Origin of the sequence: Streptomyces sp. NRRL F-5755, from assembly GCF_001279365.1 — a bacterium.
In the GTDB taxonomy this organism is placed as follows: Bacteria; Actinomycetota; Actinomycetes; order Streptomycetales; family Streptomycetaceae; genus Streptomyces; species Streptomyces rimosus.
The window spans coordinates 109,783-130,319 of record NZ_LGCW01000273.1; the positions used below are offsets into that span (position 1 = coordinate 109,783).

The 20,537-nt window shown below is 73.6% G+C and carries 18 protein-coding genes and 1 pseudogene; 9 read left to right on the plus strand and 10 right to left on the minus strand.

The window, feature by feature from the left end; translation table 11 throughout:
* Positions 1–15: 15 nt before the first annotated feature.
* Positions 16–711: an SDR family oxidoreductase gene (locus ADK86_RS25985; protein WP_053698764.1), complete on the minus strand. Its 696-nt coding sequence runs from the start codon at positions 709–711 to the stop codon at positions 16–18.
* A gap of 117 nt (positions 712–828) precedes the next feature.
* Between ADK86_RS25985 and ADK86_RS41340 the strand changes: the two genes are divergently transcribed.
* On the plus strand, positions 829–1,770 hold the full coding sequence (locus ADK86_RS41340; protein ID WP_078952270.1) for a LysR family transcriptional regulator: 942 nt from the start codon (positions 829–831) through the stop codon (positions 1,768–1,770).
* On the opposite strand, the gene ADK86_RS25990 is transcribed toward ADK86_RS41340, so the two are convergent.
* The 4 genes from ADK86_RS25990 to ADK86_RS26005 all read right to left on the minus strand — a co-directional run bounded on the left by ADK86_RS25990 (position 1,657) and on the right by ADK86_RS26005 (position 7,745).
* Positions 1,657–2,928, minus strand: coding sequence for an MFS transporter (locus ADK86_RS25990; RefSeq protein ID WP_053698765.1), 1,272 nt, complete (start codon positions 2,926–2,928; stop codon positions 1,657–1,659). The two genes, ADK86_RS41340 and ADK86_RS25990, sit on opposite strands and share 114 nt — an antisense overlap.
* Positions 2,929–3,024: 96 nt before the next feature.
* On the minus strand, positions 3,025–4,182 hold the full coding sequence (locus ADK86_RS25995; RefSeq protein WP_053698766.1) for an amidohydrolase family protein: 1,158 nt from the start codon (positions 4,180–4,182) through the stop codon (positions 3,025–3,027).
* The gene (locus tag ADK86_RS26000; protein WP_053698767.1) at positions 4,182–5,615 is read right to left on the minus strand and encodes a glutamine synthetase family protein; all 1,434 of its coding nucleotides are present in this window, start codon (positions 5,613–5,615) and stop codon (positions 4,182–4,184) included. The genes ADK86_RS25995 and ADK86_RS26000 overlap by 1 nt, the downstream gene beginning before the upstream one ends.
* Positions 5,616–5,681: 66 nt before the next feature.
* On the minus strand, positions 5,682–7,745 hold the full coding sequence (locus ADK86_RS26005) for a SpoIIE family protein phosphatase (protein WP_053698787.1): 2,064 nt from the start codon (positions 7,743–7,745) through the stop codon (positions 5,682–5,684).
* Between the two features lie 192 nt (positions 7,746–7,937).
* Between ADK86_RS26005 and ADK86_RS26010 the strand changes: the two genes are divergently transcribed.
* The 8 genes and pseudogenes from ADK86_RS26010 to ADK86_RS26045 all read left to right on the plus strand — a co-directional run bounded on the left by ADK86_RS26010 (position 7,938) and on the right by ADK86_RS26045 (position 15,097).
* Positions 7,938–8,804: a TetR/AcrR family transcriptional regulator gene (locus ADK86_RS26010; protein ID WP_053698768.1), complete on the plus strand. Its 867-nt coding sequence runs from the start codon at positions 7,938–7,940 to the stop codon at positions 8,802–8,804.
* 28 nt (positions 8,805–8,832) lie between these two features.
* Positions 8,833–9,720: a 3-keto-5-aminohexanoate cleavage protein gene (locus ADK86_RS26015; RefSeq protein ID WP_053698769.1), complete on the plus strand. Its 888-nt coding sequence runs from the start codon at positions 8,833–8,835 to the stop codon at positions 9,718–9,720.
* A gap of 46 nt (positions 9,721–9,766) precedes the next feature.
* Positions 9,767–10,724: pseudogene (locus tag ADK86_RS26020) on the plus strand (3-hydroxyacyl-CoA dehydrogenase NAD-binding domain-containing protein).
* Positions 10,721–11,194 carry a thioesterase family protein gene (locus ADK86_RS26025; protein WP_053698770.1) on the plus strand — a complete coding sequence of 158 codons (474 nt, stop codon included), beginning with the start codon at positions 10,721–10,723 and terminating at the stop codon, positions 11,192–11,194. Before ADK86_RS26020 ends, ADK86_RS26025 begins: the two are co-directional and overlap by 4 nt.
* 117 nt (positions 11,195–11,311) lie before the next feature.
* On the plus strand, positions 11,312–11,668 hold the full coding sequence (locus tag ADK86_RS26030; RefSeq protein ID WP_053698771.1) for a DUF427 domain-containing protein: 357 nt from the start codon (positions 11,312–11,314) through the stop codon (positions 11,666–11,668).
* 100 nt (positions 11,669–11,768) lie between these two features.
* On the plus strand, positions 11,769–12,731 hold the full coding sequence (locus ADK86_RS26035) for a metallophosphoesterase family protein (protein WP_053698772.1): 963 nt from the start codon (positions 11,769–11,771) through the stop codon (positions 12,729–12,731).
* 21 nt (positions 12,732–12,752) lie between these two features.
* Positions 12,753–14,012 (plus strand): MFS transporter, encoded by a 1,260-nt coding sequence (locus ADK86_RS26040; protein ID WP_053698773.1) that lies wholly within the window; start codon positions 12,753–12,755, stop codon positions 14,010–14,012.
* Entirely contained in the window at positions 14,009–15,097 is a 1,089-nt protein-coding gene (locus ADK86_RS26045; protein WP_078952272.1) for a hypothetical protein, read from the plus strand. The genes ADK86_RS26040 and ADK86_RS26045 overlap by 4 nt, the downstream gene beginning before the upstream one ends.
* 23 nt (positions 15,098–15,120) lie before the next feature.
* Here ADK86_RS26045 and ADK86_RS26050 read toward each other — a convergent pair whose 3' ends face one another.
* The 5 genes from ADK86_RS26050 to ADK86_RS26070 all read right to left on the minus strand — a co-directional run bounded on the left by ADK86_RS26050 (position 15,121) and on the right by ADK86_RS26070 (position 20,435).
* Complete coding sequence (locus ADK86_RS26050) at positions 15,121–15,819, minus strand: DUF309 domain-containing protein (RefSeq protein WP_053698789.1); 699 nt, start codon at positions 15,817–15,819, stop codon at positions 15,121–15,123.
* Between the two features lie 107 nt (positions 15,820–15,926).
* Entirely contained in the window at positions 15,927–17,087 is a 1,161-nt protein-coding gene (locus ADK86_RS26055) for a D-alanyl-D-alanine carboxypeptidase family protein (RefSeq protein WP_053698774.1), read from the minus strand.
* A 262-nt stretch (positions 17,088–17,349) separates the two neighbouring features.
* Positions 17,350–18,573, minus strand: coding sequence for a cytochrome P450 family protein (locus ADK86_RS26060; protein WP_053698775.1), 1,224 nt, complete (start codon positions 18,571–18,573; stop codon positions 17,350–17,352).
* Between the two features lie 61 nt (positions 18,574–18,634).
* Positions 18,635–19,939, minus strand: a complete 1,305-nt coding sequence (locus ADK86_RS26065; RefSeq protein ID WP_053698776.1) for an MAB_1171c family putative transporter — start codon at positions 19,937–19,939, stop codon at positions 18,635–18,637.
* The gene (locus tag ADK86_RS26070) at positions 19,932–20,435 is read right to left on the minus strand and encodes a hypothetical protein (RefSeq protein ID WP_053698777.1); all 504 of its coding nucleotides are present in this window, start codon (positions 20,433–20,435) and stop codon (positions 19,932–19,934) included. The genes ADK86_RS26065 and ADK86_RS26070 overlap by 8 nt, the downstream gene beginning before the upstream one ends.
* Positions 20,436–20,537 lie beyond the last annotated feature (102 nt).

The window sequence follows — 20,537 nt, forward strand, 5'->3', positions numbered from 1 at the left end:
GAGCGGCTGCCGCGTCTACCAGGGCACGACCTGCCCCTGGTGGTCCACGAAGTGGAGTCCGGGCTTCCCCCGGTGGCTCTCCATCGTCTCCGCCACCCCGGGAACGCTCTCCTCCACGCTGAGTTCGGCCTCGGCGCCGCCGAGTTCGGTGCGCACCCAGCCCGGGTCCATGAGCAGCAGCGTCCGCGGGTCCCCGGCGTGGCGGGCGGCGTAGCAGCGCATCAGCTGGTTCAGCGCGGACTTGCTGGCCCGGTACAGGTCCTGTCGGCCGTCCGTGTTCAGGCTGATGCTCCCCTGGTCGGAGGACATGACGCCGATGGTCCCGTCCGGCGCGACCAGGGGGCGCAGCCACTCCACGATCCGCATCGGGGCGAGCGCGTTGGTGAGCATGACCTCGGTGAACATCTCCGCCGGGACCTCGCCGACCGGTATGTCGCCGCGGGTGATGGCGGCGTTGACGAAGAGCAGGTCGAGGGAGCGCGGTGCCAGCCGGTCGCGCAGGGCCGAGATCTGTTCGGGAGCGGTCATCTCCAGCGACTCGACGGTCAGCCGCCCCTCGGCCGTGTCGGCGAGGTCGTGCAGGCCGGTGCGCCCGCTGCCGCGGACCGTGCCGATGACGTCCCAGCCGCGGCGGAGGTATGCGGCGGCGAGCCCCAGGCCCAGGGTCCGGGAGGCGCCGACGATGAGGGCGGTCTTGCGGGTGTCGGTCATGGGGTTCCTGTTCGTGGTCCAGCGGCGTCGTACGGCACGACGAGCAGGAAACCCAGTCTTCGGACGGTCCGTCCGGGCGTCCAATACCCTTTCCGTCCGCATTGATACCGTCACGGCATGGACCTCGATCTGCGCAAGCTCCGCTACTTCCTCGCGGTGGCCGAGCACCGGCACTTCGGCCGGGCGGCACAGGCGCTGTTCATCGCCCAGCCGGTCCTCAGCCGACAGATCCGCGCGTTCGAACAGGAGCTGGGCTGCGCGCTGTTCACGCGGAGCACGCGCAGCGTCGAACTGACCCCCGCGGGGCAGCGGTTGTACGACGAGGCACCGCGGATCACCACCGTGGTGGACACGGCGCTGCGGCGCGTCCACGAGGCCGGGCGGGGCGAGCAGCGGCTCGTCGTCGCCTTCTCGCCCGGCCTCCATGTGGCGGACGCGATCCGGGCGTTCACGGCGCGCCACCCGCACGTCGCGATCGATGTCTTCCCGCTGCGCTGGTGGGAGCGGGACGCGCCGCTGCGCGACGGCCGCGCGCACGTCGGCTATCTCCGGCACCCGTTCGACGACACCGGGTTGCGCACCGTCCCCATCGGCCACGAGACCAAGGTCGCGTGCCTGCCCGTGACCCACCCGCTGGCCGCCCGTCCCGCTCTCACCTCGGCCGATCTGGACGGCGAGCCGCTGCTCGACGTCAGGACGCGGCGGACGTCCTCCCTGGAGGAGAAGTTCGAGCTCATCGCGTCCGGTCAGGGCATCGCGCTCGTGCCCCTCAGCATCGCGGGCTCGTACTCCCGGCCCGACCTCGTGTACCTGACCGTCACCGACGCCCTGCCCGTCGGCACCTGCCTGGCGGCACCGGAGGGCAACTGCACGGGCCTGATACGGGACTTCGTGGGCCTCGCCACCGCGATACTGCGCCGCCCCGCCGGCGCACCGGAACCTTCGTCAGGGCTGCGGGTCGCGGGCGTCGTAGCGGGCGAAGTCGCGCCGCCACAGGCCCAGGAGCAGCACCGCCACCACACAGGCGAGACCGCCGCCGACGACCGCCACGGCGGGTGAGGTGAGGTCGGCCGCCGAACCGGTCAGGAAGTCGCCGAGCCGGGGGCCGCCCGCGACCACGACGATGAACACGCCCTGGAGGCGGCCGCGCATCCGGTCCGGCGCGGCGGCCTGGAGCATGGTGCCGCGGAAGACCATCGATACGGTGTCGGCGCAGCCGGCCACGGCGAGGAAGAACAGGCCGAGCCACAGGTGGCGGGTGAGGCCGAAGCAGGCGATGGCCGCTCCCCAGGCGACGACCGCGACCAGGATGGCCAGGCCGTGCCGGCGGACCGTACCGAGCCAGCCGGAGAACAGCGCGCCGAGCACCGCGCCGACCGCGGGCGCGGCGACCAGCAGCCCCACCGTCTTGGCGTCGCCGCCGAACCAGAGCACGGCGACCGCGGGGAACAGCGCGCGGGGCTGCGCCAGCACCATGGCCGCGAGATCGGCGAAGAAGGTCATGCGCAGGTTGGGCCGGGTGGCCAGGAACCGCAGCCCCTCCAGGACGGAGGGCCGGCGCGGCGCGTCCTCGTCTCCGTGGTCGGGGCGCATGGCGGGCAGCCGCCACATCGCGTACAGGGCGGCGGTGAAGGTCACCACGTCGATCAGGTACGCGGCCTGGTAACCCCACAGACCGACGAAGACGCCGCCCAGCATCGGCCCGCCCATCAGCCCGAGGTTGCTGGTCAGCGAGTTGAGGGCGTTGGCGGCGGGCAGCTGCTCGGGCGGCAGCAGGCGCGGGATCATCGACGAGCGGGCGGGCGAGTTCATCGCGAAGCACACCGCCTGGAGGGCGACGACCGTGTAGAGCACCCAGACCTGCCGCACGTCCAGCAGCGCGGCGGCGGCCAGCGCCACGGACAGCACGGTGGCGCCCACCGCGGTGTACATCCCCAGCTTGCGGCGGTCGACGGTGTCCGCGATGGCACCGCCGTACAGCCCGAAGACGATCAGCGGGACCAGGGAGCACAGGCCGACCGCGCCGACGGCGAAGGTGGAGCCGGTCAGGTCGTACACCTGGAGGGAGACCGCCAGAGCGGTCATCTGCTGGCCGACCCAGGAGACGGTGTTGCCGAACCACAGCCGGCGGTAGTGGACCGAGGTGCGCAGCGGCGTGATGTCGGCGAAGAGCCGGGAGCGCAGGGGTGGACGGGGCTTCGTGATGGAGGGGGACATGGCAGGAGTCACGGGGCAGTAAAGCACGGTACGTGGGTGTGACACTTACCTGCGTGATGTGTTCCACACCGCTCCGGACGGCCGCCGGGCCCCGCCTCACCCTCCCGAAAGCCCGTAGACCCGCCGCGCGTTGCCCTCCCCCACCAGCGCCGCGACCCGGCACGCGTCCGCCTCCGACCAGGCGCCGGAGCGGACCCAGCCGGTCAGCACCTCCTCCAGTGCCGTGCGGAAGGCGGCGCTGCCGACCGTGTACAGCTCCGGCAAGGCGTAGGCGTCGGTGGAGAAGAGGAGTTTGCCGAAGGGGGCGAGTTCGAAGAATTCGGCCAGGACGGCTGTCGCGCGCGGGCCGGTGTGGCCGAGGGACAGGCCGACGTCGGCGTACACGTGCGGGAAGGCGTGGGCCAGGTAGCCGGCCTGGCGGTGGTACGGGTAGCAGTGCAGCAGCACCAGGTCGGTGCCGGTGCCCGCGGTGGCGTGGGCGAAGTCGGTGAGCAGGGCCGGGTCGCTGTGGTGCAGGCGCAGGTCGGGGTCGCCGAAGCCGGTGTGGAGCTGGAGGGGGCGGCCGGTGCCGGTGGCGAGCCACAGCAGGTGGCGCAGGAGGACGGGGTCGGTGAGCCGGTGGGTGCCGGTGGCGAGCCAGTCGCGGGCGGCGGTCGCCACGTCGGCGGTGGTGGGCGGTTCGGGGGCCAGGGCCAGGCCGTGGCGGTAGGCGGCGATGGACTTGAAGCCCGCGGCGGTGCGCGCCGCGTCCCGTACGGCGTCGGCGAGCCCGGCCGTGAACACCTCGGCAGCCGCGCCCGGCTCCCCCGCCGCCCGTACGCCCGCGGCGACCCGTTCCGCCAGCGTCTCCAGGCGGACGATCTCGTGACCGGTGCCGCCGCCCGCCTCGGCCGTCTCGTGGGCTCCGGTGAGGTCGCCGGGCAGACCGGTGTCGACCAGGTACGTGCCGATGCCGGTGCCGCCCAGCAGCAGGCGCCGGACCTCGGCCGTGCCCAGTTCGCGCCGCCGGGCGAGGTACTCGCCGGGTGTGCAGTGCGGCGCGAGGCCGAGCAGCGGCGGGCACCAGCGGCGTACGGCGAAGCCCGTCTGGGTGTCGAAGAAGGTGGTGCCCGCGGCGGCGGGCCGGTCGGACTCGGTGAGGTACGACTCGAATTCGGCGGCCGACAGGTCGCCGCGCAGCACGCCGTGGCAGTGCTGGTCGACGAGCGGCGGCAGGTCCAGGGTCCCGGTGCCGCCGGGTGCGGCCGTGGTCATCAGTACCTCCAGCGGGTCGCGGCGGCGATGTCCGCGGGCTCCATCTCGGCGAAGTGCGCGGCCTCGGCGCGGCGCACCGCGATCACGGCCCCGTGCAGCACCTCGCCCATGGCCTCGGCCAGGATGGTGGAGCGGGCCAGCCGGTCGGTGGACTCGGTGAGCGAGGCGGGCAGGCGGACGATGCCGCGCCGGGCGCGTTCGCGGACGCCCAGGACGCCCGGGTCGCCGGTGACCGGCGGCGGCAGTTCGGCGCCCGCCGACAGGCCGTGCAGCCCGGCGGCGATCACCGTGCCGACGGCCAGGTACGGGTTGGCGGCGGCGTCGAACGGCTTGACCTCGGCGTGTCCGCCGTCCGGGTCGCCGGGCGCGCCGGTGACCAGCCGCAGCGCCGCCTCCCGGTTCTCCACGCCCCAGCACTGGTAGGCGCCGACCCACATGGAGGGCGCCAGCCGCAGATAACTCGCGGGCGAGGGGCAGCCGATGGCGAGCAGGGCGGGCAGCGCCTCCAGGATGCCGCCGAGGAAGCGTACGGCGTCCGGGTCCAGGCCCCACCGGGCGTCCGGGTCGCGGTGCAGGCTGCGTTCGCCGCGGTGCAGGCTGAGGTGGAGGTGGCAGCCGTTGCCGACCTGCCCGGCGACGACCGACGGCGCGAAGCCGGCCCGCAGGCCGTGCCGCAGCGACACCGCCCGTACGGTCTCGCGGACGAGGACCAGGTCGTCGGCGGCGCGCAGCGGGTCGGACGGCGCGGTGGACACCTCGAACTGGCCGGGCGCGTATTCGGGATGGAGCTGGAGCACTTCCACGCCCTGGAGGGCCAGCGCCTCGGCCACGTCGCGGAGGTAGTCGGAGAGTTCGACGACGCGGGTCATGCCGTAGGCGGGGCCGACGCACGGGTATTCCAGGGGCTCGCCGGTGCCCACGGCCCCGTCGAGGCGCCCGCCGCCCGCCGCCCCGTCCGGCCACCGGCCGTGCACCGGCGCCCGGCTGACGACCCATTCGGTCTCGAAGCCCATCCGCAGGACGAGTCCCGCGTCGGCGGCGCGCTCGACCATGCGGCGGGCGAACTGGCGCTGGCAGGCGGGGTGCGGCGTACCGAGCTGGTCGTAGCGGTCGACCGGTGCCCAGGCCCAGCCGGGCTGCGCGGCGAGCACGGTGATCCGCTCCAGGTCGGGGAAGAGCCGCAGATCGCCGTCGGGGCCGCCGAGGTGGGCGGAGGCGGTGATGGCGTCGTCGGCGGTGAAGACGTCGAAGACCGGTGACATGCCGACGCCGCGCTGGACGGCGGGCGCCAGCCGGGCGGTCGGCACGGTTTTCGTCCGGACGATACCCGCGTTGTCGACCCAGGTCAGAGCGATGGCCCGGACATGTTCCGCGTCCAGGCGCGCCGCCGTCTGGCGGGCGTCGCCCCACTGTTGCGCCGGCACCGGTCCCATGGCGCGTGTCCCCTCACTCGGCGGCCGATCGACCTGCTGCGTCGTCCCCGCGGCCCGATCGGCCGGTCACGGACAGTCGAACTCGCACCATACGCACTTTCCGGCGCCGCGCGGCTCCACACCCCACACATCCGCCAGCCGGTCCACCAGCAGCAGTCCGCGGCCCGACATCGCGGCCTCGTCGGCTTCGCGGCGCCGGGGCAGCGCGCTGGAGCGGTCGGCCACCTCCAGCCGCAGCCGCCGGTCGGTGCCGTGCGGCATCCGTACGGTCACCAGGGCCGCGCCGTCGGTGTGCAGCAGCGCGTTGGTGATCAGCTCGTCGGCGGCCAGCTCGATCTCGTCGGCGCGCTCCCGGGCGCCCCAGGCCCGTACCGCGGCGCGGATCATGTGCCGGGCGGCGGACAGTCCCTGGGGGTCGTCGGGCGCGACGTGCTGCTGGAGCCGGCCGGTGGCCGGTGTGACGGGCTCGCCGCCGCGCCGCAGGATCAGCATCGCCATGTCGTCGTCGCCGGGCTGCTCGGCGGCCAGGTCGCAGAGCCGGTCGGCCAGTTGCTGCACGTCCTGCGGGCCGTCGCGGACCACTCTGGCCAGGTGCTGTACGCCCTCCTCGATGTCGACGCCGGGCTGTTCCACCAGCCCGTCGGTGTACAGCACGAGGGTTTCGCCGACGGCCAGGTGGACGGTGGTGACGGAGTAGTCCAGGTCGCGGAAGCCGGTCGCGATGCCGAGCGGGAGGCCGCCGGTGACCTCCAGGCGGCGGCAGTGGCCCTCGGCGTGCCGCAGCAGCGGGTCCACATGTCCGGCGCGCACCATCCGCACCGTGCCGGTGGTCAGGTCGGCCTCCGCGTACGTGCAGGTGGCGAAGCGGTCGGTGTCCAGTTCGCCGAGGAAGGCGGAGGCGCGGGCCATGACGGTGGCGGGCGGGTGGCCCTCGGCGGCGTAGGCGCGCAGCACGATGCGCAGCTGGCCCATGACGGTCGCGGCGTGGGTGTCGTGCCCCTGGACGTCCCCGATGACGGCGGCGACCCGGCCCTCGGGCAGTGGGACCACGTCGTACCAGTCGCCGCCGATGTCCCGGCCGATGCGGGCGGCGCGGTAGCGGACGGCGATCTGGGCGCCGGGGATGCCGGGGATGCGGCGCGGCAGCATGGCCTGCTGAAGGCCCTCGGCGAGGTCGTGCTCCTGGTCGTAGAGCATGGCGCGGGCCAGGCTCTGCGCGACGCTGGAGCCGAGCGCGATCAGGAGATTGCGCTCCTGTACGCCGAACGGGTTCTCCGAGCGGTAGAACAGCCCCACCACACCGATCGGCCGGGCCTGCGCGATGAGCGGCAGATACGCGGCGGAGCCGAAGTCCATCCGTTCCAGGTGCGGCCACAGCGCGGGGTAGCGCTCGGCGAACTCGGCGCGGGAGCGGATGAAGCAGGGCGTGAGGGTGCGCACCACCTCGCTCATCGGGTACTCGTCCTCGACGCGCAGCACCTCCTGCTGCGGTACAAAGCTGCCCGCCTGCCCCTCGTGCACCACCCGGATGCGGCCCGCCTCGACCAGGCCGACGATGACGTTCTGCGCGCCCAGCCGGGTCAGCGCCTGGTCGTCGCCGAGCACGTCGATGACGTCCCGGACGGTGCGGGCGTGCGCCAGGGCTGCCGTGGTGCGCTCCACCAGGCCGGTGTTGCGCAGTCTGCGCGCGTGCGCCTGGGCGCGTTCCGCGGCCTGGGCGTACTCCTGGCTGGCGTCCCGGACGATGCCGATGACGCGGCGCGCCCGGCCGCTCTCGTCCCGGCGGATGCTGGCCTGGGTGTGGGTCCAGCGCACCGCCCCGTCCCGCAGCCGGACGCGGAAGTAGGCGCCGTAGGAGTCGCTGCCGTCCTTCAGGGCCCGGGTGACGACGGCGTCGAGGCGGGCCGCCTCCTCCGGCGGCAGACGGCAGGCCAGGCCGGCCGGATCGGAGTCGTACTCCTCCGGCAGCAGGTCGAAGACCTCTAGAGCGGAGCCGTCCATGTGCATACGGCCGCTGTCGAGGTCCCAGTCGAAGCCGCCCATGCCGTTGAGGGCCAGGGTCAGGTCCGGGTGGGCCGGCCAGTCGTCCGGCACCGACACGGCCGACGGCTTCGCACCCCGGTCAGCCATGTCCGCCACTTTGCCACATTCCTCCGCTTTACGGGCGGTGCGGCGGCCGGGCCCCGGCCTGCCGCCCAAAGCCTGACTTGCGCATCAATCAGTACGCAACACCGCGCGAAAGCGTTGCTATGGCGGGCTTGTGCCCTACCGTCCGCCCCATATCGTTGCGATGTTCTCAACACACTGTTACGGTCCCGGACCATGACCGAAGACCCCGGCACCCGGATCGCCGACGACGGCGACGTGGCCGACCGCGTGAAGCAGGTGGTCGAGCGCCTCGGGTGCAGCCGCCGCGAGTTCGCCCGGCGGATCGTGATGGACCCCTCCAAGCTGTCCCGGTCGCTGGGCGGCACCCGGCGCTTCACCCTCGCCGAGATCGTGCGCGTCGCGGACATCGGCGGCGTGGACGTGGCCTGGCTGCTCGGCTCGCGCGCCGGGACCCCGGCACCGGCCCGCGGCCGGGAGCCGGCCGCGGTGCCCGAGGGCGGCCGTCCCCTGCAGATCGTCCGGGAGACCGTCCGGCTGATCGCCGAGCACGGCTTCCACGCCGTACGGGTCGCCGACATCGCCGCCGCCTGCGGCACCAGCACGGCCGCCGTGCACTACCACTTCCCCGGCCGCGACGAACTGCTGGAAGCGGCCGTGCGCTGGTGCATGGACGAGGACACCGCGCGGCGCGCGGCGGGCCTGGCCGAAGCGTCCGACGCGCGCGCCGAACTGCTGCACCTGATCGCCCTCCAGACCCCGCGCACCGAACAGCAGCGGCGCCAGTGGCTGGTCTGGCTCGACCTGTGGGCGCAGGCCGCCCGCTCCACCGCCGTCGGGCGGCTGCACGAGCACTATTACCGGCAGTGGCGGACCACCGTCGCCGATGTGCTGCGCCGGGGCGTCGAGCAGGGCGTCTTCCGCCCCGTGGACCCCGAATCCACCGCGCTGCGGCTGACCGCGCTCATCGACGGCCTGGCCACCCAGGTGCTCGCCACCGCGCCGGACAGCACCACCCCCGACAGCATGCACGCGGCGCTGCTCACCTTCGTCGACGGCGAACTCGCGCCCACCGACCCGTAGTTGCCCCCCTCTCCCGAAGGAACCCGCCGTGAACAACGAGGTCATCATCACCTGCGCGCTGACCGGCGCCGGCGACACCGTGCGCCGCTCCCCGCACGTGCCAGTCACCCCCGAGCAGATAGCGGAATCCGCCGTCGAGGCGGCCTCGGCCGGTGCCGCCGTCGTGCACATCCACGTGCGCGATCCGGAGACGGGCGATCCGTCCCGCGATCCCCGCCTGTACGCCGAGGTGGTCGAGCGGATCAAGGAGACCGGCACCGACGTCGTCATCAACCTGACCGCCGGCATGGGCGGCGACCTCGTCATCGACCCGGACGAGCCGCTGCGGCAGCTGCCCGGTACGGACCTGGTCGGCGGCCTGGAGCGGCTGCCGCACGTCGAGGACCTGCTCCCCGACATCTGCACCCTGGACTGCGGCTCCCTCAACTTCGGGGACGGCTCCAGCCTCTACGTCTCGACGCCCGACATGCTGCGCGCGGGCGCCCGGCGCATCCAGGAGCTGGGCGTGCGGCCGGAGCTGGAGATCTTCGACACCGGGCAGCTGTGGTTCGCCAAGCAGCTGCTGGCCGAGGGGCTGCTCGACGACCCGACCGTCTTCCAGCTGTGCATGGGCATTCCGTGGGGCGCGCCGGCCGACCCGGGCGTGCTCCAGTCGATGGTCGCGATGCTCCCGGAGGGCGCGCAGTGGGCCAGCTTCGCGCTCGGCCGGATGCAGATGCCGTGGGTCGCGCAGTCCATTCTGCTCGGCGGCAACGTACGGGTGGGCCTGGAGGACAACCTGTATCTGAGCAAGGGCGTCAAGGCGACCAACGGACAGCTGGTCGAACGCGCCGTGCGGATCACCGAGTTGCTGGGCGCGAGTGTCGCCACCCCGGACCAGGCCCGTGCGCGCCTCGGGCTGAAGCCGCGCGGCTGACGCCGGACCGTACCGCCCCGCCCGCCTCCCCACCCCAGGAGTTCCCGTGTCCCCCACCCCTCCCTCCTCCGTACGCCGCGTGGCGTGCATCGGCGCCGGCGTCATAGGCGGCGGCTGGGTCGCCCACCTTCCTCGCGCGCGGTTACGACGTGACCGCCTGGGACCCGGCGCCGGACGCCGAGGACAAACTGCGCCGCCTGGTCACGGCCGCCTGGCCCGCCCTGGAACAGCTCGGCCCGGCCGAGGGCGCCTCCGCCGACCGTCTCACCCTGGCGCCGAGCCTCGCCGAGGCCGTCGCCGACGCCGAGTTCGTCCAGGAGAGCGCCCCCGAGCAGCTGGACCTCAAGCGCGATCTGCTCGCCCAGCTGGACGCGGCCGCCCCGCCCGGCGTGGTCATCGCCTCGTCCACCTCCGGCTATCCGATGACCGATATGCAGACCACGGCCGCGACGCCGGGCCGTCTGGTGGTCGGGCACCCGTTCAACCCGCCGTATCTGATCCCGCTGGTCGAGGTCGTCGGCGGCGAGCGGACCGACCGCGCGGCGGTCGAGTGGGCGGCGGAGTTCTACCGCGCGGCGGGCAAATCCGTGATCACCATGGACCGCGAGCTGCCCGGCTTCATCGCCAACCGGCTCCAGGAGGCGCTGTGGCGCGAGGCGCTGCACATGGTCGCCAACGGCGAGGCCACGGTCGAGGACATCGACGCCTCGATCACCGAGGGGCCGGGGCTGCGCTGGGCGTTCATGGGCCCGATCCTGACGTTCGCGCTGGCCGGCGGCGAGGGCGGGATGGCCCACATGCTCGACCACTTCGGCCCGTCGCTGAAGTCCCCGTGGACCCGGCTGGAAGCGCCCGAGCTGGACCGGGCGCTGCGGGACGCGATGGTCGACGGCTGCGAGCGGGCCGCGGACGGCCGTACGTACGCGCAGCTCGTCGCCGAGCGCGACCAGGGCGTCATCGACGTGCTGCGCGCGACCGGCCGCCTGGACGGGCCCGCCCGGTGACGGCGCACCCGGCGACGGACCGCCCGCCCCTGCTGCGCCGTACGGTCCAGGACGACTGGATCGACTACAACGGCCATCTGTCCGAGGCGTACTACGTCCTGGTCTTCGGCTTCGCCACGGACGCCCTCATGGACGCGGCCGGTCTCGACGCGGCCTACCGGGACCGCACCGGCCACTCGCTCTACACGGTCGAGGCGCATGTGCGCTATCTGGCGGAGGTGCCGCGCGGCGCCGAACTGGCGGTGCGGACGACGGTGCTGGGCGTGGGCGCGAAGAAGGCGCGGTTCGTGCACGAGATGTACGTGGGCGACGCGTCCGGGGACCCGGTGGCGACCGAGGAGATCTTCGCCCTGCACGTCCACCAGGGCGAGGGCCGGGCCGCGCCGCTGCCCGAGGAGGCGCGGGAGCGGCTGGCGGCGCTGGGCGGGCCGGCGCCCGAGTGGGCGGGGCGGGGAATCCGGGAGGTGTAGGACGGCGTTGCACGGCGTGTCCCCGATACACGGGGGCACGCCGTCGCCGGGTCGGCCGTCCGGCCGTCCCGCGGTGCGACCCTGAGGTGCCGCATTCCCGTCAGGAGAGGAACCGTCATGCCGTCCGTACCAGGTCACCGCATCACCGTCGAGCAGGGCACCGAACATGTCCGCGTCGTCCACGACGGCCAGGTCGTCGCCGACAGCCGCCGCCCGCTGCTGCTCCGCGAGACCGGCTATCCGGTGCGCTACTACCTGCCGCCGGAGGACGTCCGGACCGACCTGCTGACTCCGTCCGGGACCCGTACGCACTGCCCGTTCAAGGGAGACGCCTCCTACTGGTCACTTTCCGGTGGCCCGGAGGACATCGCGTGGGCCTATCCTGCGCCGAAGTCCGCGGTCGCGCAGATCAAGGACCATCTGTGCTTCTACGAGGCGAAGTTGGTGGGCGAGGGCCGGGACGGGAGCGAGTAGGAAAGTTTCCTAACTATTCTCCGCCGGATTCATTGACGCGTACATGAGCCGTCGTCAAGATTCCTCCGTACGGCACCCCCCGCCGACCGAGGAGACGGACATGACGCCCACCCCCCGCGCCGCGAAGTCCCGCACGTTCCTGACCAATCCCCGCACCGGCATACCCACCGCCGCGGGCGCGGTCCTCGCGCTCGTCGGCGGTGCGCTGCTGTGGTCGCCGGCCGGGCGCGCGGACGCCGCGCCCGAACGCACGGCCGCCAAGGCGGGCGCCTTCACCGCGGTGGCCGCCGGGGACATCGCCGAGCGCTGCACCGCGAGCAGCAGCAGCTGTGTGCACCCGAAGACCGCGGCCCAGGTCAAGAGGATCGACCCGGCCTTCGTGCTGACCATGGGCGACAACCAGTACGACGATGCCCGGCTGAAGGACTTCCAGAAGTACTACGACACGTCCTGGGGCGCCTTCAAGGCCAAGACCCACCCGGTCGCCGGCAACCACGAGACGTACGACCCGGCCGGCAAGCTGTCCGGCTACAAGTCCTACTTCGGCTCCGTCGCCTACCCGAAGGGCAAGAGCTACTACAGCTTCGACCACGGCAACTGGCACTTCGTCGCGCTGGACTCCAACAGCCTGGACTCCGCTCAGACCAAGTGGCTCAAGGACGACCTCGCCGCCAACTCCAAGAAGTGCGTGGCCGCCTACTGGCACCACCCGCTGTTCTCCTCCGGCGAGCACGGCAACCAGCCGGTCAGCCGGTCGGTGTGGAAGCTGCTGTACGACGCCAAGGCGGAGCTGGTCCTGAACGGGCACGACCACCACTACGAGCGCTTCGCGCCGCAGGACCCGGACGGCAAGGCCGACCCGGACGGGCTGGTCGAGCTGCTCGCCGGGATGGGCGGCGCCAACCCGTACAAGATCGAGGAGGTCCAGCCGAACAGCGAGAAGCGGCTGACGAAGACCTTCGGCGTGGTCAAGCTGAACTTCACCGACGACGGATTCTCCTGGGACCTGGTCGGCACCGACGGGAAGACCAAGGACAGCAGCCCGTCCTACCGGTGCCACTGACCGGCCCGAAAACCACCCGCCATGTATCTCGCCACCACCGGCGCGGCCGCCGCCACCTCCGGGCTGACGCGCGGCCGCGTCGCCGGACCGGTGCTCGCGCTCGGCACGGTCAGCCTGGTCACCGACATCTCCTCCGAGATGGTCACCGCGGTGCTGCCGCTCTACTTCGTCCTCCAACTGGGCCTGTCACCACTCCAGTTCGGGTTCCTGGACGGGCTCTACAACGGCGTCACCGCGCTCGTACGGCTGCTGGGCGGGCACGCCGCCGACCGCGGCGGGCGGCACAAGCTCGTGGCCGGCACCGGGTACGCACTGTCCGCGCTGTCCCGGCTCGGCCTGCTGCTCGCGGGCGGCGGCACGGCCGGGATCGGCGCGGCGCTGGCCGCCGACCGCATCGGCAAGGGCGTACGGACCGCCCCGCGCGACGCGCTGATCTCGCTCAGCAGCCCGCCCGACGAGCTGGGCCGGGCGTTCGGCGTGCACCGCGCGATGGACACCACGGGCGCGCTGCTCGGGCCGCTGGCCGCGTTCGCGCTGCTGTGGGCGACCGCGGACGCATATGACGCGGTGTTCGTCGTCAGCTTCTGCGTCGGGCTGCTGGGCGTGCTGCTGCTGGTCGCGTTCGTGCCGGGGCGCGACGCCCTGGGCCCGGTGGCGGCGGCGCCCACCGGGCCGCGGGTCCCACTGCGCACCAGGATCACCGAACCGCTGCGGGACGCCGCCTTCCGGCGGATCATGCTGGCCGCCGCCCTGCTGGGCGCGGCCACCATCGGCGACTCGTTCGTCTACCTGCTGCTCCAGAAACAACTGGACTTCGCGGTGCGCTGGTTCCCGCTGCTGCCGCTCGGCACCGCCGCGGTCTACCTGCTGCTCGCGGTGCCCGCCGGGCGGCTCGGCGACTGCATCGGGCGCCGGGTCCCCTTCCTCCTCGGCCACGCGGCCCTGCTCGCCGCCTACGTCCTGCTGCTGACCGTCGGCGACGGCATCGTCCTGGTGGCCGGTGTGCTGGGGCTGGTCGGTGTCTTCTACGCGGCCACCGACGGCGTGCTGATGGCCCTCGCCGGTCCCGCCCTCCCGGCGGCGCGCCGGGCGAGCGGCATGGCGCTGCTCCAGACGGGCCAGGCGCTGAGCCGGCTGCTCGCCGCCGCGGGGTTCGGCGCCGCCTGGACCCTGTGGGGCAGCGGGCCCGCGCTGGTCGCCGCCGTCGTCGTCCTCGCGGCCGCCCTGGCGGGCGCCGCCGCGCTGCTTCCCCGTACGGAAAGGCGGTCGTCGTGCTCGTGACGGACAGGGCAGGTGCCCCGGCGGAGGGCACGGCCGGCAAGGCACCGGGCGGGCCGTCCCTGCGCGCCCGCGTCATCGCCATCGCGGTGGCCACCGCCGTACTCGCCACGGTCGCCGTGGTCTACACGGTGTCGGCGGCCCGGCGCGCCGAATCCGCCGACATGCCGTCGGCGTTCGGGCTGGACCGGGGGCAGCTGTATTTCCGTAGTACGCGGGAGGGGGACGGCACCGGGCGTGTCGCCCGTCTGCCCGCCGATCCGTCCGCGCGCGGCGCCGCCGCGATGAGCGCGGAAGCGGCCCCCGCACCGGACCGCCGCACCACCGGCGGCCCCGCCTGTGAGCGCTTCCACGCGGCCGGCGGCACCGCCCTGTGCCTCCAGCGCCGCCCCGGCATCCCGCCGGCCGCGTACGCCGTCGTCCTAGACGGGCGGCTGCGCGAGAAGCGCCGGATCGCCCTGACCGGCATCCCCAACCGGGCCCGGGTCTCCGCCTCCGGCCGGATGCTGTCCTGGACGATGTTCGCCACCGGCGACTCCTACGCCACCACGTCCTTCTCCACCCGTACGTCCATCCTCGACACCCGCACCGGCTACCTGGTCAAGAACATGGAGGACATCCCGCTCACCCTCGACGGCCGCCGCTACCACTCCCCCGACGTCAACTACTGGGGCGTCACCTTCGCCCGCGACGACAACCGGTTCTACGCCACCGTCTCCACCAAGGGCCGCACCTACCTCGTCGAGGGCGACATGCGCCGCTGGACGGCCCGCACCCTGCGCGAGAACCTGGAGTGCCCGTCCCTCTCGCCCGACAACACCCGCCTCGCCTTCAAGAAACGGGTACGGGAAGGAGCGCGCGACCCCTGGCGGCTGTACGTGCTCGACCTGCGCACGATGCGGGAACACCCGGTCGCGGAGCGGCGCAGCGTGGACGACCAGGCGGCCTGGCTGGACGACCACACGCTCGCCTACGCGCTGCCGGGGAGCGACGGCAAGGGCAGCGACATCTGGACCGTGGCGGCGGACGGCGGCGGCGCTCCGGCGCTGCGGGTGGCCGGCGGCTCGTCTCCGGCGGTGGTGCGCTGAGCGAGCGCGGTCTGGTGGGCGGCTTACTCCGTGGGGCGGGCGCCCCCGGCGCACAGGCGCGGTGCGTTCCCGGCCGCCGCGACCGGCTCGTCGCGCTCGTCCCGCTCGCCGAGCCGGTCCGCCAGGCCCTGGGCCCAGGCCGTCAGCCCGGGTACGTCGATGTCGTACGGGACGGTGTCCGCGTACGGGGCGATGGCGCCCGCGCCCCGGAGCAGCAGCGCCGCGCCGCCCTTCGCGTTGCCGCGGGCGGCGTGGGTGAGGCCGACGGCGAGCTGGGCGAGGCCGCGCCACAGCTGCCGCTCCTGCTCGGGGGCCGCCTTCCAGGCGTCCTCCAGCACTTCGTGGGCGTGAAAGGGCAGGCCGCGGTCCAGGAGGTCCTGGGCCTCGACGAGCGCCTGGCGGGGGCTGCGCTCGACGCCCTCGGGCTGGCGCTCCACGCCCGGGGCGCCGTACGGCAGCGGGCGGCCCAGACCGTCCCGGGGCCGGGCGTTGCGGGCGCGGCCTTCGGCGTCGCGGTCGCGGCCGGCCCCGGCCTCGGGTCCGGTGCCGGCCGCGGTCCCGGCATCCGTTGCGGTCCCGCTGCCCGTCGCGGTCCCGCTTTCCGCCCCCGTACCGCAGTGTTCGCAGCCGGGCTCTCCCGGCCGGTCCGAGATCCGGCCGCACTCCTGGCACACCTGGTCCAGCCAGCAGGCCGGATCGCCGCCCTCATCGCGTCGCGTCACGTTCACACTTCGATTGTGCAGCGCGCGACGGGGCGGCGTCCGGGCGGGGCGGTGGCCGTACGGCCGGGAGCCGGGGCGGCGGCCGTACGGTCCCGCGTCGTCGCCGGTCAGGCGTCGTCGCCGGGCGTCCGCCGTCCGCGTACGTACATCCGCCAGCCGAAGACGGCGCCGACGGCGAGCGCGACGGCGAAGCCGCCCGAGACCGCCCACAGCGTGGTGTCCGTCCGCCGTCCGGCTTCCCGGGAGACCTGGGCGGCGACCGGCCGCGCCGAGGCGGCGTGGCGTTCCGGCCCGCTCCGTGCGCCTTCGGAGACCCGGCTGCCGTCCGGCGCGGCCGCGGCGGCTTGCAGGGAGCCGACCGGGCGGACCTTGCCGACGGCCTTGAAGCCCCAGTCCAGCAGCGAACCCGCCTCGTGGTACACGGCGTTGGAGGCGCCGGACTGCGGGTTCATCACGGTGACCAGCAGCGTGCGGCCGCCCCGCCGCGCCGCGGCGACGAGCGTGTTGCCGGCGTTGCTGGTGTAGCCGTTCTTGACGCCGACGATGCCGGGGTAGCGCCGCGTTCCGTTCGAGCCGGTCAGTATCCGGTTGGTGTTCTGGATCTCGAACGAGGGACTGCCCTTGCTGGGGAACCGGGCCGTGGTGGTGGCGCAGTACCGGGCGAAGTCGGCGTTGGCGAGGCCGGCGCGGCCGAACACGCTCAGGTCGTGCGCCGAGGACACCTGCCCCGGGCTGTCGTACCCGTCCGGGGACCGCACCGTGGTGTCGCGGGCGCCCAGCTGCCGCGCCTTGGCCTGCATCTCCTTCGCCGTGGCCGTCCAGCCGCCGTTCATCGAGGCGAGCACCCGCACCGCGTCGTTGCCGGAGCGCAGGAAGACACCGCGCCACAGGTCGGCGACCTGGTAACTGCGGCCTTCCTGGATGCCGACGAGGCTGCTGCCGGACCCGATGCCCGTCAGGTCCTTCGCGGTGACCTTGTGGACGGCGTCCGCGCGGAACTTCGGCAGCACGGTGACCGCGAACAGGGTCTTGAGGGTGCTGGCGGGCGCGAGCCGCTGGTGCGCGTTCCTGGCCGCCAGCACATCGCCCGTACGGACGTCGGTCACCGCCCAGGAGCGGGCGGACACCCCGCCGGGCAGCGCGGGGGCCCCGGCTCCCACCGCTTCCTCGGCGTGGGCGGTCGCCGGTATGGAGGTGAGGGTCAGGCCGGTGGCGGCGATGGCGGCCAGCACACCGGCATTCCGGGACAAAAGCGTGTCAATTGCCATGTCTTCACGCTAGGAAGCCCGCACTTCGACCGCAGACGGGCCTACGCCAGTCGGCCGAAGCGCCGAGGGGGGCCGGGGAGGGGGCGGGGAGCCCGCGGGGAGCGCGGCATTCAAGGCCAGAGATTCACGGGCGGCTACCGCATGCGCCCCGTACGCACGAGGACCCGCCCGGTGCGACGGGGGATGCACACCGGGCGGGCCTCACGACCTTTTCTACCGCATGCAGGAACGGTTATGCCTCAAAAGCTTGTTCGTCCTGCAACTACCAGGCGACGGGGAGCGAGATCAGGCCACGTGACCGCAGAGTGCGGCGGTGGCGCAGTTCCGACCGCGGCACGTCCAGCCGCAGCCCGGGAAAACGGCTGATGAGAGCGGTCAGCGCGGTCTCGGTCTGCAGGCGCGCCAGGGCCGCGCCGAGGCAGTAGTGGATGCCGTGCCCGAACATCAGCTGACCCGTGGCGTCGCGGCCCGGATCGAGCGTCCCGGGAGCGGCGAAGCGGTCCGGGTCGCGGTTCGCCGAGGCAAGGGAGAGCAGCACACTCTCGCCCGCGGGCACCCGTACGCCGCCGACTTCCACGTCCTCCAGGGGGAACCGGCGGATGGCCAGCGAGACCGGTCCGTCGTAGCGCGCGAACTCTTCCACGGCCGCCGACAGTTCGGCTGGATTCGTACGCAACGCCATGAGGTGTTCGGGGTGGTCGAGCAGGGCGAGGACGGAGTTACCGATGAGGTGAACGGTGTTCTCGTAACCGGCGAAGAGCAGGAGGAACGCCAACGAGGTGAGCTCGTCCTCACCGAGCCGGTCCCCCGCGCCGCCCTCCGCCGCCGCGCCGTCCCGCACCAGGATCAGGTCGGAGAGCAGATCGTCCCCCGGCGCGGCCCGCTTGGCCGCGATCAGCCCCGTGTAGTAGCGCATCATCGCCCCGACGGCCTCCTTCGCCCGCTCCGGCCGGGCCGGGTCGGGCGTGATCAGCGCGTCCGTCCAGGCCCGGAAGTCCGGCCGGTCGTCCTCCGGTACGCCCAGCAGGTCGCAGATGAGGATGATGGGCAGCGGACCGGCGTAACACTCCATCAGGTCGGCCCGCCCGGCGTCCGCGACCACGTCCAGCAGCCCGTCCGCCAGCCGCCGTACGGGCTCCCGCAGCTTCTCGACCCGCGCGGGCGTGAACGCCTTGGCCACCAGCCGGCGCACCCGGGTGTGGTCCGGCGGATCCATGTTGAGCAGATTCGCGTCCAGCGCGGGCGGCAGCACGAACCCGCGATAGCCGCCCCGCGCGTTCCGCTTGTCCAGGGAAAGCCGCGGATCGGACAGACACCGCCGCACATCCTCATACCGCGTCACCAGCCACGCGGGCTGCCCGTCCGGCCCGGCAATCCGATGGACGGGCCCCGCCTCCCGCAACACCGCGTACCCGGCATGCGGATCATCCAGAAGCTGCGTCACGTCAACGAGGTCGTCGGGGCCGGTCTCGGCGGTGTTCTGCATGGTGCACGACTTTAGACAAGGACTTTCAGGCGAGCGCGGGGGGCTGCTGCCCCCCTTCGGCTCAGTGCCGCTGCATGGCGCTCCGCTGGCGCAGTTCGGTGAGTACGGTGTCCGTCAGGGGCGAGTAGTAGACGTCCGCCACTCGCGCCAAGTGCTCGTATTCCGCGATCAGTTCGGCGGACGGGCCGAGTGCGGGGCCGCCGGGAACGGCGTCCGGAAGACGCTCTCGGGTTACGTCGGCGCGGTTCGCGGGGCGGGCGGGCGGTCGCTCCTCCGCCGTCACCACCACGCTCTCCGCCCCGAGTACGGGAACGAGCCCGATCGCCCGGTTCTCCAGGCCGCGGCGCAGTGCGGCGGCCTCCGCGACGGCCGCCAGCTGCCGTTCGTCCGCCACCACGGCACGCCCGCGTTCGCGTGCGATGTCGACGGTGTCCGCTTCCACGTACCGCCGGATGCCGCGCTGGACGTCCCGGATCTGCGCCATCTGCCGGTCGGCGCGCCACTGGAGCCGCGCGAACGGCCACCGCACGCGCCAGGACGGGCCGCCCGCCGTCATCTCGGGGGCCTGGGCGGCGACGTCCTTCCACAGCGGGTGCAGCCGGCGCAGACGGCGCCAGGCAGACGCCCGCGGACCCGCGGCCGGGAGCGCGAGCCCGGCCAGCACCAGGACAGCGGCGACCGAAGCGCTCAGCGGCGCCACGCCGTTGGAGAGCCACGGCGCCTCGTGCCCGGCCCACGACAGCACGAAGCCGGCCAGCTTGCAGGCGCAGTACGCCAGGCCGAGCCAGCAGCCCGCGGCCAGCAGCCGCAGCCCCCGGGCGAGCCAGGACGCGCCGAGCCGGCCGGCGTAGCGCGGGCAGAGGGCGCCCAGGCCCGCGAGGCTGGTGCCGAAGATGGCGAGATACAGCACCAGGAAAGCCATGACTCCCGGCGAGCCCGCGTAGGCCGTACTGAGGTCGCGGGGGTGCTCCACGTCGTCCGGCCGCCCGGCGACGAAGCAGGTCACCGCCACCGCCCAGGCCACGGTCACGGCCGTCACCGCCGTACGGGAGCGCGCCCGGATCCGCGCGCGGCCTTCCGCGCCCGCGCCGCCGCTCCAGCGCAGCAGCAGGACGAACGCGCCGGCCGCGAAGACCACGACCGAGGAGTAGAGGAAGACCATCGACAGGTTCGACACACCGGTCAGCCGGTCGAACCAGCGGTAGACGCCGGGCGCGGAGAAGACGAACACCGTCGCGACGCCGGCGCTCATCACACACGTCAGCCCCAGATCCGCGTTGCCGCGGTCGCGGAGCCAGGCGCGCGCCTTGAAGGCGACGACGGTCCAGGCCACTCCGCCGAGACACAGATACAGCACGTCAAACACTCGATCCCCCGTCCGAGTCACCGGCGCCGCACGCGGCGCCGTCCTTCCCCCCGTTGCCGCCCCCACGGCCCGCGGCACGTAGGGGCCCGTCGCGCCGGTGCCGCAGCGCGGGCGCCAACGCGGCGGCGAGTTCGGCGGCCGGCCCCGTCGGCTCCGGCCCGCGGTCCACCGGCGAGGGCGCCACCCGCGCCATCAGCAGCCCGCCCAGCACCTCCACCGCCCGGGGCGCGGGGCCGTCACGGTCGGTCACGCCGGGCGCCGCGTGCTCCAGCAGCAGACGGCCGATTTCATGCGTCACGATGTGCGTCCGGTGCCAGGCGCTGGTCCGGAGCTCGCAGAAAATCCAGTACCCGTCGTCGGTACGGGCCGTCATCCCGGACGCCGCGCCGTCCAGCCGCATCGGCATGATCCGTACGGAACAGCCGAGGTACGCCGCCACGGCGCCGCACACACCCGTCAGGTCGGTCCGGTCCGGCAGCCCCAGCTCCCCGACCATCTGCTCACAACGATGCCGGACCCGCCGGGCTCGCGCGCCCGCACACAGACGCCCCCAGCGCCGCCCACGCACACCCCGCGCCCCGCTCCCGCCCCGCACGCC

Excerpts from the sequence above, each read along its gene's own strand:
- ADK86_RS25985 (WP_053698764.1), bottom strand. The coding sequence starts at position 711 with ATGACCGACACCCGCAAGACCGCCCTCATCGTCGGCGCCTCCCGGACC.
- ADK86_RS41340 (WP_078952270.1), top strand. The coding sequence starts at position 829 with ATGGACCTCGATCTGCGCAAGCTCCGCTACTTCCTCGCGGTGGCCGAG.
- ADK86_RS25990 (WP_053698765.1), bottom strand. The coding sequence starts at position 2,928 with ATGTCCCCCTCCATCACGAAGCCCCGTCCACCCCTGCGCTCCCGGCTC.
- ADK86_RS25995 (WP_053698766.1), bottom strand. The coding sequence starts at position 4,182 with ATGACCACGGCCGCACCCGGCGGCACCGGGACCCTGGACCTGCCGCCG.
- ADK86_RS26000 (WP_053698767.1), bottom strand. The coding sequence starts at position 5,615 with ATGGGACCGGTGCCGGCGCAACAGTGGGGCGACGCCCGCCAGACGGCG.
- ADK86_RS26005 (WP_053698787.1), bottom strand. The coding sequence starts at position 7,745 with ATGGCTGACCGGGGTGCGAAGCCGTCGGCCGTGTCGGTGCCGGACGAC.
- ADK86_RS26010 (WP_053698768.1), top strand. The coding sequence starts at position 7,938 with ATGACCGAAGACCCCGGCACCCGGATCGCCGACGACGGCGACGTGGCC.
- ADK86_RS26030 (WP_053698771.1), top strand. The coding sequence starts at position 11,312 with ATGCCGTCCGTACCAGGTCACCGCATCACCGTCGAGCAGGGCACCGAA.
- ADK86_RS26035 (WP_053698772.1), top strand. The coding sequence starts at position 11,769 with ATGACGCCCACCCCCCGCGCCGCGAAGTCCCGCACGTTCCTGACCAAT.
- ADK86_RS26040 (WP_053698773.1), top strand. The coding sequence starts at position 12,753 with ATGTATCTCGCCACCACCGGCGCGGCCGCCGCCACCTCCGGGCTGACG.
- ADK86_RS26055 (WP_053698774.1), bottom strand. The coding sequence starts at position 17,087 with ATGGCAATTGACACGCTTTTGTCCCGGAATGCCGGTGTGCTGGCCGCC.
- ADK86_RS26060 (WP_053698775.1), bottom strand. The coding sequence starts at position 18,573 with ATGCAGAACACCGCCGAGACCGGCCCCGACGACCTCGTTGACGTGACG.
- ADK86_RS26070 (WP_053698777.1), bottom strand. The coding sequence starts at position 20,435 with ATGGTCGGGGAGCTGGGGCTGCCGGACCGGACCGACCTGACGGGTGTG.